The sequence below is a fragment of the Agrobacterium radiobacter genome, assembly GCF_040801995.1.
Classification (GTDB): Bacteria; Pseudomonadota; Alphaproteobacteria; order Rhizobiales; family Rhizobiaceae; genus Agrobacterium; species Agrobacterium radiobacter.
On sequence record NZ_JBEGHX010000001.1, the window covers coordinates 1332659 to 1345263 of the forward strand.

Sequence of the window (12605 nt, forward strand, 5' to 3'; positions counted from 1 at the left end):
TAAACTGCGGGACGGGTCAAACTGCAACTTCCGAAAATCAGGCCGCAGAAGCGAGCTTGATGGAAACGATCGAATCGGGATCCTTCACCGGCTCGCCGCGCTTGACCTTATCGATGGCTTCCATGCCTTCGATGACCTGGCCCCAGACGGTGTACTGCTTGTTGAGCCACGGAGAATCCGTGAAGCAGATGAAGAACTGCGAATTGGCGGAGTTCGGGCTCTGCGAACGGGCCATGGAGCAGGTGCCCCGCACGTGCGGGATGGCGGAGAATTCAGCCTTCAGGTCCGGCTTGTCGGAACCGCCCATGCCGGCGCGGGCCGGGTTGAAGCTGTCGGAACCCTTCTTGCCGAACTGCACGTCGCCGGTCTGGGCCATGAAGTCTTCGATGACGCGGTGGAACACGACGCCGTCATAAGCGCCTTCCGATACGAGTTCCTTGATGCGGGCAACGTGGCCCGGAGCAACTTCCGGCAGCAGCTGGATCACGACCTTGCCGGTCGTCGTTTCCATGATGATGGTGTTTTCCGGATCCTTGATCTCGGCCATGGTTATTCTCCTCTGTTCGGGCTCTATTGCCCTACCTTACTTTTTGCCGACGGTGACCTTGATCATCCGGTCGGGGTTGGAAACTTCGCCGTTGCCGCCGGCGCCGCGCTTGATCTTGTCAACGGCTTCCATGCCGGACACGACCTTGCCGACCACGGTATATTGCCCGTTCAGGAACGGGCCGTCGGCAAACATGATGAAGAACTGCGAATTGGCGGAATTCGGATCCTGCGAGCGGGCCATGCCGACCACACCGCGCGTGAACGGAACCTTGGAGAATTCGGCCGGAATATCCGGAAGGTCGGAACCACCCGTACCTGCGCGCTGGGCGCTGAAGCCCTTCTCCATATTGCCATACTGCACGTCGCCGGTCTGCGCCATGAAGCCGTCGATGACGCGGTGGAAGGCGACGTTGTCATAAGCGCCCTTCTTGGCCAGCGCCTCGATCTGCGCCACGTGCTTCGGCGCAACATCGGGCATCAGCTCGATGACAACGAGACCATCCTTCAGCTGGACGGTGAGAAGTTCGGCGGCCGAAGCGAGGGTGCTGGCGGCAAGCGCGCCTGCAAACATGGCGCCGGCAAAGGCAAATCGAACGAGTTTCATCGGATTGGCTCCAGAATGTGGGGCTGAAGTCAGCGCTTCAGCTTGGCGTTGAGGGCTTCAAGCACGGCCTTGGGCACGAAGGCGTCGACATTGCCGCCCATGGCGGCGATCTGCCGGACCAATGTGGCTGTAATGGGTCGCGACGACGTGCCGGCGGGCAGGAACACGGTCTGAATATCAGGCGCCATCTGGCGGTTCATGCCGGCCATCTGCATTTCATAATCGAGATCGGTGCCGTCACGCAGGCCGCGCAACAGAAGGTGCGCGCCGTGCTGGCGCGCGGCGTCGACGACCAGATTATCGAAGGAAACGACTTCCATGCGCGCCGCCTGATCGGGCAGCTGTTCGGAAAGCGCCTGCTTTATCAGCGCCGCCCGCTCTTCGAAGCTGAACAGCGGCGCTTTTCCGGGATGGATGCCGACGGCAACGATGACTTTCGACGCCACGTTCAGCGCCTGGATAAGCACATCCAGATGTCCGTTGGTCATCGGATCGAAGGATCCTGGATAAAAGGCAATCGTCATATCGCTCTCAGGTGGTGGGCGCGCTTCGATGCTGGGTATCATGTGCCCGCCTTTTGTCATGGAGAGGCACGCGGCGCAAGACTTTATAACCATCCCTCACAAGCTCGGCTGCGGCGTGAACCCGGGATGAATGGGCCGTTCAGTGCGGTTTCACAGCTATTTTGTTTAAATGCACAACATCGGGAAACCGAAACGCCCCTCACTCGTTAAGCATCCGGAGAATTGAAAATGCTGGCCTTCATGATCGTCCTTTCGATCATCGCATCATTCGCTGCCGAGTATCTTTTTCTCGAATGACGGCCTTAGCCAGTTTCCTGAACGCCAGATGAACGAGCCATTCAAGGAAGTTTCACAGGCGCGATGCTAATCGATTTTTACGGTTGACGCGGAACATGTTGAGACATGGCGCGTTAAGAAAGAACCAAAGGAACGGACAGATGTTTGTAAGAGAAAAACAGTCTACTTCGGCGAAAATCAGCGTCATCAGCACCGCCTGGACAGTACTGGTTATCGCAATGGTAGCAACGACGTTTAGCCTTTATGAGCAGAAGCCTGAAACCCAGGGACCGGACTACCCGCAGCTGACCGCCCGTTACCAGTATATGAATTATTACTGAGGAACGGGGAGAATTTCCCCACAACTCCCGGAGACGATATCAATGTTCACATTTCTGACGATGCTTCTGGCCCTGATCAGCGTAATGTTCGTGACATCGATGATATCAGTCGTCGCCGAGATGCGGCGGGACCGCGCCTTCTGAGCGCGGCGAACCGACCCGACGGCCCCTTAGAAATGATTCTTTTCAACCGCCTGGACCTTCCGGGCGGTTTTGTTTTGCCAAGCCGCCAGCCTCTCCTTCCCTCATTCCTGTGCTTGTCACGGGAAACCGGCCGACGCGGCTCTCGTGCAGTGGGAGGAGTCCTTTCAGCCCAAGGACTTGAGCTGGCTTAATTCCTGTGACAAGCACAGGAATGAGGGAAGAAGAGGCAGCCGATATCGAACCGTCGCCTCCATTTCGGCGCCTCCAATCACACAACCGTTTTCAAAACCCCGTTTTTCCAAGGCAAATTCCCTTCAATTTCCGTTTGGATTGATTTAAGGAACGCCGATACGTTGCGGGCCGGACAGCCGGCGACCGCGATGACGTTCCTGTGAGGTTTGCATAACGATGCTCGATTCCCTGAGAAATGCTTCTCGAACCATGGCAGCCAAACTGCTGCTTCTCCTGCTTGTTGTTTCGTTTGGCGTCTGGGGCGTCTCCGCATCGCTTGTCACCGCCAATTCCCACGCCGTCATGACGGTGGGCGACCAGACGGTCAGCCCTGAGGAGTTCCGTCTCGCCTATCAGCGCCAGATTTCCGATCTCAGCCGCCAGTTCGGCACCCGGCTGACGACCGAACAGGCCAAGGCCTTCGGCATCGACCGTCAGGTCTTCAGCCAGCTTGCGGCCGGTGCAGCCCTTGACGAGCTGGCCGCGAAGATGAATCTCGGCCTTTCGGAAAACCGCCTCGCCAACCTCATCGCCGAAGACCCGGCCTTCAAGTCGGTCAACGGCCAGTTCGACCGTAATCTCTTCAGCGAGCGCCTGCGCAATTCCGGCTTCCGCGAGGACGACTACATCAAGGAACGCAGCAAGGTTGCCGTCCGAAGCCAGATCGTTGAAGCCGTCTCCGATGGTTTTGCCGCACCGCAGGTGCTGGTGGATGCGCTGAAGCAATATCGTAATGAACAGCGCTCGGTCGACTACGTCATTCTTTCGAACGCCGTCATTCCGCCGGTCAAGGCGCCGGGCGACGATGTGCTCACGCCCTGGTTCGAGACCAACAAGACGAAATACCGCGCGCCCGAGTTCCGCAAGTTCACCTATGTGAAGCTGGAACCGTCGGACATTGCCGATCAGGCCTCCGTCACCGACGCCCAGATCGCTGATTATTACAACAGCCACAAGGACAGCTTCCGCACCGCCGGCCGCCGCACGGTGGAGCAGCTGACCTTCCCTGAAAAGGAAATGGCCGAAGCCGCCGCCGAACAGATCCGCCTCGGCAACACCACTTATGACCAGGTGGTGAAGGATCAGGGCAAGGCCGCGTCGGACGTCACGCTCGGCGAATTCACCAAGGATACCATCCCCGACCAGTCGATTGCCGATGCCGCTTTCGCCATCCAGAAGGATGGCGGCGTATCGCCGGTGGTCGAAGGTTCCTTCGGCCCGGTGCTCCTGCGCGTCACCGGCATCAAGCCGGAAACCACCCGCACGCTGGAAGAGGCGAAAGAGGATATCCGCAAGGACCTCGCCACCGCGGCCGCTGCGGAAGAAATCACCAATGTTCATGACCGTTACGAGGACCTGCGCGCCGGCGGCTCTTCGCTCGCGGATGCGGCAACGCAGCTGAACCTGAAGGCCGTCACCATCGCCGCCATCGACGCTTCCGGCCTCGATGAGAAGGGCGATGCGATTCAGGGCCTGCCCTCCCCGCAGCTCGCGCAGGAGGTCTTCAAGACCGAACCCGGCACGGAAGCCCTGCCGATCAATCTCGGCCGTGAAGGCTACATCTGGTTCGATGTCGACCAGATCATCGCCGCCCGCGACCGCACGCTTGCCGAAGTCCGCGACGATGTCGTGGCCGACTGGACGGCGGAACAGCAGCGCAACGCGCTTGCCGCCAAGGCCGAGGAACTGAAGGCGCGCGTCGAAAAGGGCGACACGCTGGAAGCCGTGGCCGGTGAGCTGAGCCTTGCCGTCGAGCAGAAATCCGGCCTGCGCCGCACCAGCGAGGACGCTATTTTCGGACGGCAGACCATCGCCGCCGTCTTCTCGGGCGCCGAAGGCGTGGTCGGCACTGCCGCCGATGCCGAGGGTTCCAGCCGCATCCTCTTCAAGGTCACCTCCGTCGACACCAATGCGCCTGCAGACGCGCTTGCCAATGACGACCAGCAGTTTGCCGCCATTGCCCGCGCGGCCGGCGACGACATGCTGGACCAGATGGTCAACCGCCTGCAGAATGACTATGGTGTCACCATCAATCAGGCCCTCGCCGATCAGGCGATGGTCGGCTTCTAACCCGGGGGGCGACAAGATGGCCGAACTGAAGCCGCTGATCGCCAAGGTCGCAAATGGAGAGAGCCTGAACCGCGAGGAATCGCGGGCGGCTTTCGACGTTCTGATGTCGGGCGAAGCCACGCCGTCGCAGATTGGCGGCTTCCTGATGGCGCTGCGCGTGCGCGGCGAAACGGTGGACGAAATCGTCGGCGCCGTCTCCTCCATGCGCGCCCGCATGCTGCCGGTTTCGGCTCCCGCCAATGCCATCGATATCGTCGGAACCGGCGGTGACGGCATCGGCACCTATAATATCTCGACACTCGCCTCGATCATCGTCGCCGGAACGGGCCTGCCCGTTGCCAAGCATGGCAACCGGGCGCTGAGCTCCAAATCCGGCACGGCAGACGCACTCTCCGCGCTTGGCGTGAAGCTCGATATCGGTCCTGAGCTCATCGCCCGCTGCATCAGCGAGGCGGGTCTCGGCTTCATGTTCGCGCAGCTGCACCATTCGGCCATGCGCCATGTCGGCCCCAGCCGCGTCGAACTCGGCACGCGGACGATCTTCAACCTGCTTGGCCCCCTCTCCAATCCGGCAGGCGCAAAACGCCAACTGCTCGGCGTCTTCTCGTCGCGCTGGCTGGTGCCGCTTGCCGAAGTGCTGCGCGATCTCGGTTCTGAAAGCATCTGGGTCGTGCATGGCGACGGCATGGACGAGGTGACGACCACGGGCGTTACCCATGTGGCGGCGCTGGAAGGCGGCAAGATCCGCACTTTCGACCTGACGCCGAAGGATTTCGGCGTCGAGCCCGCTTCCATGGAAGACCTGAAGGGCGGCGACGGCATTGCCAATGCAGCAGCACTGCGCGAGGTCCTGTCCGGCAAACGCAACGCCTATCGTGACGTGTCGCTGTGCAACGCGGCCGCAGCGCTGGTCATTGCCGGCAAGGCGGAAACGCTCACTGAGGCGATGGCGATCGTCAGCGAGGCGCTGGACAGCGGCAAGGCCGCAGCCGCGCTCGACCGTCTGGTTGCCGTGTCCAACGAAGAATGAGAGCGAGATCATGAGCGACATTCTCAAAAAGATCGAGACTTACAAGCGCGAGGAAATCGCCGCCGCCAAGGCGAAGGTTTCGCTGGCCGATCTGAAGGCCATGGCCGCAGACCAGAGCGCGCCCCGCGGCTTTTATAAAGCGCTGAGGGCAAAGCAGGCCGAAGGCAAGTTCGGGCTGATCGCCGAAATCAAGAAGGCGAGCCCCTCCAAGGGCCTGATCCGTCCGGATTTCGATCCGCCGGCGCTGGCCGCCGCCTATGAAGCCGGTGGCGCCGCTTGTCTGTCGGTTTTGACGGATACGCCGAGCTTTCAGGGCGCACCGGAATTCCTGACCGCCGCCCGCAATGCCTGCGCTTTGCCGGCGCTGCGCAAGGATTTCATGTTCGATACTTACCAGGTGCATGAAGCCCGTGCCTGGGGCGCGGACTGCATTCTCCTCATCATGGCCTCGCTTTCCGACGACGAGGCGAAACGGCTTGAGGATGAGGCTTTTTCGCTCGGCATGGATGTGCTGGTCGAGGTGCATGACGCCGAAGAAACCGAACGGGCGCTGAAACTCGCCTCGCCGCTTCTCGGCATCAACAACCGCAACCTGCGCACCTTCGAAGTCAGCCTCGAAGCCAGCGAGAAGCTGGCGGGCCTCGTGCCGGCTGACCGGCTGCTGGTGGGCGAAAGCGGCATCTTCACCTTCGAGGACTGCCAGCGTCTGGAAAAGAGCGGCATCAGCACCTTCCTCGTCGGCGAAAGCCTGATGCGCAAGGATGATGTGACGGCGGCGACCAAAGCGCTGCTGACAGGCCAATCCGGCATTCTGGCAGCGGAATAAAGCGCCGATGAGCGAGACGGGAAAGCTCACCCATATCGATGCGAGCGGCGAAGCGCATATGGTCGATGTCGGCGACAAGGCCGAGACCGTCCGCGTCGCCGTGGCCGAAGGCTTCGTGAAGATGAAGCTGGAAACGCTGGCGCTCATCCGCGACGGCAATGCCAAGAAGGGCGATGTCATCGGTACTGCCCGGCTGGCGGGCATCATGGCCGCCAAGCAGACGGCAAACCTCATTCCGCTCTGCCATCCGCTGATGCTGACCAAGGTTGCGGTCGATATTACCGAAGATACCGCCCTGCCCGGCCTGAGAGTCGAGGCCATGGTGAAACTGTCTGGCAAAACGGGCGTGGAGATGGAAGCGCTGACCGCCGTCTCCATTGCCTGCCTGACGATCTATGACATGGCGAAAGCCGCCGACAAGGCGATGGAAATCGTCAATATCCGCCTTCTCGAAAAGAGCGGCGGCAAATCCGGCGATTTCCGGCGACAGGAGACCTGAATGAAACCGCTGCTGCCCGTGGATGAGGCCATAACACGCCTTCTGGAGGCAGCGGTTCCGGTGACCGAAAGCGAGACCCTGCCGCTTGCCGAATGTGATGGTCGCGTTCTCTCGGCCGACCTTACGGCGCGTCTCACCCAGCCGCCCTTTGATGCCTCGGCCATGGATGGTTATGCCCTGCGCAGCGCCGATGCGCTCAATATCGGTTCGGTCCTCACCGTCATCGGTCAGGCCGCCGCCGGCCATGCTTTTGCCGGCACTGTTGGTGAAGGCCAGGCCGTGCGCATCTTCACCGGCGCGCCGGTGCCGCAGGGTGCGGATACGGTCCTCATTCAGGAAGATGCCGAAGTGCTGGAGAGCGGAAAGATCCGCACCGCCTTCGACGTCACCGCCGGGCGACATATCCGCCCGCGCGGGCAGGATTTTACCGAAGGCGAAACGGCGCTGAAGGCCGGGCGTGAACTTGGCTTCACCGACCTGACACTGGCGGCGGCGATGAACCATGCCGCGCTGACCGTCTATCGCAAGCCGCGCATCGCCATCCTCGCCACCGGCGATGAGTTGCTGCCGCCGGGAAGCGCACCGCAGCCCGCCCAGATCATCGCCTCCAACATCTTCGGTGTCGCAGCCCTTGCCCGGCAGGCCGGCGCAGAGGTTCTCGACCTCGGCATCATTGCCGATGACGAGGGGTTGATCCGCGCGGCCATCGGCAAGGCCGTCGCGGCGAAGGTCGATGTGCTGGTGACGCTCGGCGGCGCCTCCGTTGGCGACCACGACCTCGTGCAGGCCGCGTTGAAGGCGGAAGGCATGCAGCTCGATTTCTGGCGCATCGCCATGCGTCCGGGGAAACCGCTGATGGTCGGCGCCATTGGCGCCATGCAGGTTCTGGGCCTGCCTGGAAACCCGGTTGCAAGCCTCCTCTGCGGCCTGCTGTTCCTCGAACCCCTGGTCCGCAGCATCGCCCGCCGCGCCCCCCTGCAACGCGAAGCTACAGCCCGCACCGCCACACCGCTGAAGGCGAATGACCAACGGCAGGACTATCTGCGCGCCCGTTTCAGCACGGACGAAAACGGCATGCTGGTGGCGGAAGCCTACGCGAAGCAGGATTCATCGATGATGAAGATATTGGCCCATTCCGATGGCCTGATCGTGCGCCCGCCACATGCGCCGGCGGCAACCGCCGGGGCGGAATGCCCGGTCATAAGGCTGAAATCCTGACACGCAGTCGGTGCGGCCGAAGCTGCGGCCGGAAGCATAATTGATCCCTTCGCAAAATTTGCCGAATGGTTGCGGCGCCGTCACAAAATGGCACTGCCGCATCCCGCATGGCATGGAGCCGCAAATAAAACTGTAACGTTACTGTATCCCGACACGGATGACAGAAAACGCCGCCTATAGGCGGTGTCTCTCCCAACTCAAAAAACCTCATCTCTTTTCATCCCGGCAATATCTTTCCTTATTGTTGTGCCAAAATAAATCACACCAACCCCGTTATTGGGATTGACAGAATAAATGCGATGCTGTCACCAAGACGAATAGTAGAGATAAAAAGCTCCGGAATTCTTCAAAATGAAAATTACTTATATTTATCAATTAACTAAAATAAAAATTGGCGAAAAACGAGTTTCTGGAAACAAAAATTAGTTTCCCGTAAATTAAGCTTTCCAAAACTAGCTTCATAATAATAATCATAGTCGATAAGCAGACTCACTGGAGTTTCTTGATGAACACGGCATCCACGCCCAAAACCACGGGGCCCGACATTGCCGGGCAGATTGCCTATGCCATGCGGAGCATGGGTGTTTCGCCGATCCCGCGTAACTACAGCCTGTTTTACGAAGCCTATATCGGTTCGAACCCTGCCCTGACGAAGGATCTGGCCGCGCTCGGCAACCGGGTGACGCAGGAAGATCTGGACGAGCTGTCCTCACGCTACGGCGAAGGTAATCCCGCACGGTCGATCGACGATGCGCATGACAAGCTGCGGCGTGAACTGGAGGGCCTGCTGGGAACGCTGAGGCGCGAACAATCCTCCATCGAAAACTACAACAGGATTCTCGGCGAAACGCGCCAGCGCATCGACGACAAGAACGCCGCCAGCAGCAATATTCTGAGGAATGCAATCTCATTGCTGGCCGAAGCCACCGGCTCGAAAATCATCGACGGCGAAAAGGCGTTCAATGACGTCAATCGCCATGCCGAGGAAATGCATCAGGTGCGCCTCGAACTGGACGAATACAAGCGCATCGCCAATACCGACTCGCTGACGCGCCTCTCCAACCGGCGCGCCTTCGACGACCGGCTGGCATCGGTTTATGACAGCTCCATCGGCCTGCAATATACCACGCTCGTGCTACTCGATATCGATCACTTCAAGCGGGTCAACGACACATTCGGCCATCCGGTCGGCGACAAGATTCTCGCCACCGTCGCCTCGGTCATCCGCGCCAATGTCCGCAAGGATGGTTTTGTCGCCAGAAGCGGCGGCGAGGAATTCGCCATCATTCTGGATGGCAACACGCCCGAAGAGGTGATGGTGACGTGCGAGCGCATCCGCCTGTCGCTGGAAAGCACGCCGTTCCGCAATTCGAGATCAGGCGCCGACTATGGCACGGTGACAATTTCCATCGGCTTCGCCTCCGCCGCACAGGCCACCAATCCGAGCGAGCTTTACGGCCATGCCGATACGGCGCTCTACCATGCCAAGGAAACCGGCCGGAACCGCTCCGTCTATTATGAGGACGGCATGCAGAAGAACTATGTCGGGAAGAACTGGCTGATTTATCGGACTTGAGGATGTTGGCGTACGCGCCACTATCTCCCCCGTCATGCCGGACTTGATCCGGCATCCAGTCACGGCGCGTCTGCGCCGTGAAAAGAGTCTCTGGCGATCAAGGACTTGATCGCGCTAGACCCCGGACCAGTCCGGGGTGACGGAGTGAGACACTCCGCTTTCGCCAATGGCGTAAGCCTTGCGAGGCTTGCCTCAGCGGCCCGACGGTCGCGTCTTTATTGCGCCTCACCACATGGTCTTCGCCGCCCGCGCCGCCCATTCGCGGTCATAGGTTTCCTGATCGAACTCCGCCTTCGCCGCCTTGAGCAGAAGACCGGGTGTCGGGAGCGCCGCCGGATCGACGAAATTATCGGGGTTCCACAGCTCGGAGCGCATCAGCGCCCGGGCGCACTGGAAATAGACTTCGTCGATCGTCACCACGATAACCGTGCGCGGATGTTTGCCATCCATCTCGAAGCTCTCCAGCAGATCGGGAGCGACGGAGACCACGGCGCGGCCGTTGATGCGCATCGTCGTGTTCGAGCCGGGGATCAGGAACATCAGCGCCACGCGCGGATCGCGCACGATGTTCAAAAGCGAATCCACGCGGTTATTGCCGCGCCAGTCCGGCAGAAGCACCGTCCTGTCATCAGCCACCCTGACCACGCCGCCCTTGTCGCCGCGCGGTGAACAGTCCATGCCCTCGGGCCCGACCGTCGCCAGCGCGAGGAACGGCGAAGTCTCGATCATCAGCCTGTATTCGGCCGTCAGCGTGGCCGTCACCTTGGCGATCGATGCCTCGCTCGTGCCGTCATAGATCGCCTTCAATTCCTCAACCGTGCGAATGATCGTCATATCTGTTCCTACCCTTACGAATTCCCTTTGCCGACATCGAAAGATCGGCGCGTCCTATTCCTCTGCCGCTTCCGCCTTTTCCCGCTCGGCCCGCTCGCGCGCCGTGCGGGCGGCAACCAGATCGGCCGGCTGGGCGTTGCCGCGGATCAGCGACCGGCCGGCATAGATGCCGCCGACGACTTCCATGGCGAAACGTTCCTCGTCGCGGTCTCGGAATTCCTCCACCAGACGGGCGGCGTCTTCCCGTTCCTCGCCCATGGCGCCAAGCACTTCCTCGCTGAAATTCAGCGCCGATTCCAGCGTCTCGCGGATCTGGTAATCGACACCCGCCTTGAGCAGATCGATGGCATGGCCACGGTCGTAAGCACGGGCAAGGACAGGCACCAGCGGGAATTCGTGCTTGACGATCTCCGCGATCCTGACCGCCGCCTCCTTGTCATCGACGCAGATGAGAACCGCGCGCGCCGTGCTGGCGCCGGCCGCATGCAGGATTTCCGACCGCGAACCGTCGCCATAATAGACCTTGAAGCCGAACTCCGCCGCATCGCGCACGAACTCGGCATCCTTGTCGATGAGCGACAGCGTGTAGCCCCGCGCCAGAAGCGGCTGGCTGACGATCTGGCCGAAACGCCCGAAGCCGATCAGGAGAATGCTGCCTTCGACATTCTCGGGCACGTCGAGATCGTCGGTATTGGGAACCGCCGCCGGCACCAGCCGGTCATGCAGGATGACCATTAGCGGCGTCAGCACCATGGAGATGATAATGGTCGCCGTCAGGATGGCGTTCGCCTCCCGGTCGAGAATACCAGCGCTGACGGCGGCCGAATAAAGCACGAAGGCGAATTCACCGCCCTGCGCCATCAGTACCGCCCGTTCCAGGCTTTCGCGTCTGGTGGTGCCCAGCGCCCGCGCCACGCCATAGATCAGGAAGGCCTTGAGCAGCATGTAGGCGACGACGCTGACCAGCACGAGCTGCCAGTTGGAGGCAATGACGGCAAGATCAATGGCCATGCCGACGCCGAGGAAGAACAGCCCGAGCAGAATACCGCGAAACGGCTCGATATCTGCCTCGAGCTGGTGACGGAAAGAGGATTCCGACAGAAGCACGCCGGCAAGGAAAGCACCCATGGCCATCGAAAGACCGCTGACCTGCATCAGAAGCGCCGAACCGAGCACCACCAGCAGCGCCGCGGCCGTCATCACCTCACGCGCGCCGGAAGCGGCGAGCAGGCGGAAAAACGGGTTGAGAAGATAACGCCCGGCAAGAATGAGCGCGCCGACGGCGGCAAGCGCGATGCCGACGGAGACCCAGCGCTCCGACGCCGTCACATGTTCGCCGCCCGCACCGAGGAAGGCGACAAGCGCCAGCAGCGGCACGATGGCCAGATCCTCAAACAGCAGGATGGCGATGATGCGCTGGCCCTTGAGGCTCGACATGCTGTTGCGTTCCTGCAGCATCTGCATGACGATCGCCGTCGAGGTCAGCACGAAACCGGTGCCGGCGACGAAGGACATGATGACGGGAAAGCCGAGGCTGACGCCCACCAGCGTCAGACCCGCCATACAGACCAGCACCTGCAACGCACCCAGCCCGAAAATATCCTGCCGCATCGACCACAGCCGCGAGGGCTGCATTTCAAGGCCGATGATGAACAGGAACATCACCACGCCGAGTTCCGCTATATGCAGAATGGCCTGCGAATCGGAAAAGAAACCGAGACCGTAAGGCCCGATCACAAGGCCGGCGGCCAGATAACCGAGCACCGAGCCGAGGCCCATGCGCTTGAAGATCGGCGCGGCGACAACGCCTGCCGCCAACAATACGACCACCTGGGCCAGATCATTTCCGTTCGCTCCTACAGCCACACGCCACCCCGCTGAAA

12 protein-coding genes are annotated in these 12605 nt (G+C 60.9%); 7 read left to right on the forward strand and 5 right to left on the reverse strand.

Annotated elements, in window-relative coordinates; all coding sequences use genetic code 11:
• Positions 1 to 37 precede the first annotated feature (37 nt).
• The 3 genes from MRBLRC7O_RS06725 to coaD are packed head-to-tail and all read right to left on the reverse strand — an operon-like array spanning position 38 to position 1677.
• A complete protein-coding gene (locus tag MRBLRC7O_RS06725; protein ID WP_003503025.1) occupies positions 38 to 547 on the reverse strand; it encodes a peptidylprolyl isomerase in 510 nt (169 codons plus the stop codon).
• Between the two features lie 36 nt (positions 548 to 583).
• Positions 584 to 1153 (reverse strand): peptidylprolyl isomerase, encoded by a 570-nt coding sequence (locus MRBLRC7O_RS06730; protein WP_003503027.1) that lies wholly within the window; start codon positions 1151 to 1153, stop codon positions 584 to 586.
• A gap of 29 nt (positions 1154 to 1182) precedes the next feature.
• Entirely contained in the window at positions 1183 to 1677 is a 495-nt protein-coding gene (gene coaD, locus MRBLRC7O_RS06735; protein ID WP_003503029.1) for a pantetheine-phosphate adenylyltransferase, read from the reverse strand.
• Between the two features lie 437 nt (positions 1678 to 2114).
• Between coaD and MRBLRC7O_RS06740 the strand changes: the two genes are divergently transcribed.
• The 7 genes from MRBLRC7O_RS06740 to MRBLRC7O_RS06770 all read left to right on the forward strand — a co-directional run bounded on the left by MRBLRC7O_RS06740 (position 2115) and on the right by MRBLRC7O_RS06770 (position 9888).
• Positions 2115 to 2294, forward strand: coding sequence for a hypothetical protein (locus tag MRBLRC7O_RS06740; protein ID WP_003503030.1), 180 nt, complete (start codon positions 2115 to 2117; stop codon positions 2292 to 2294).
• Between the two features lie 552 nt (positions 2295 to 2846).
• Positions 2847 to 4739, forward strand: coding sequence for a peptidylprolyl isomerase (locus MRBLRC7O_RS06745; RefSeq protein ID WP_080866176.1), 1893 nt, complete (start codon positions 2847 to 2849; stop codon positions 4737 to 4739).
• Between the two features lie 16 nt (positions 4740 to 4755).
• Complete coding sequence (trpD, locus tag MRBLRC7O_RS06750) at positions 4756 to 5769, forward strand: anthranilate phosphoribosyltransferase (protein WP_080866177.1); 1014 nt, start codon at positions 4756 to 4758, stop codon at positions 5767 to 5769.
• Between the two features lie 10 nt (positions 5770 to 5779).
• Positions 5780 to 6595, forward strand: coding sequence for an indole-3-glycerol phosphate synthase TrpC (gene trpC, locus MRBLRC7O_RS06755; RefSeq protein WP_080866178.1), 816 nt, complete (start codon positions 5780 to 5782; stop codon positions 6593 to 6595).
• Positions 6596 to 6602: 7 nt separating this feature from the next.
• A complete protein-coding gene (moaC, locus tag MRBLRC7O_RS06760; RefSeq protein WP_080866179.1) occupies positions 6603 to 7094 on the forward strand; it encodes a cyclic pyranopterin monophosphate synthase MoaC in 492 nt (163 codons plus the stop codon).
• On the forward strand, positions 7095 to 8312 hold the full coding sequence (locus MRBLRC7O_RS06765) for a molybdopterin molybdotransferase MoeA (RefSeq protein ID WP_111820721.1): 1218 nt from the start codon (positions 7095 to 7097) through the stop codon (positions 8310 to 8312).
• Between the two features lie 505 nt (positions 8313 to 8817).
• The gene (locus MRBLRC7O_RS06770) at positions 8818 to 9888 is read left to right on the forward strand and encodes a GGDEF domain-containing protein (protein ID WP_003509694.1); all 1071 of its coding nucleotides are present in this window, start codon (positions 8818 to 8820) and stop codon (positions 9886 to 9888) included.
• Between the two features lie 225 nt (positions 9889 to 10113).
• Here the strand turns inward: MRBLRC7O_RS06770 and MRBLRC7O_RS06775 are convergent, their stop codons facing one another.
• Positions 10114 to 10722: a pyridoxamine 5'-phosphate oxidase family protein gene (locus MRBLRC7O_RS06775; protein ID WP_003509696.1), complete on the reverse strand. Its 609-nt coding sequence runs from the start codon at positions 10720 to 10722 to the stop codon at positions 10114 to 10116.
• A gap of 54 nt (positions 10723 to 10776) precedes the next feature.
• A complete protein-coding gene (locus MRBLRC7O_RS06780) occupies positions 10777 to 12588 on the reverse strand; it encodes a monovalent cation:proton antiporter-2 (CPA2) family protein (RefSeq protein WP_112540172.1) in 1812 nt (603 codons plus the stop codon).
• Positions 12589 to 12605: the final 17 nt, after the last annotated feature.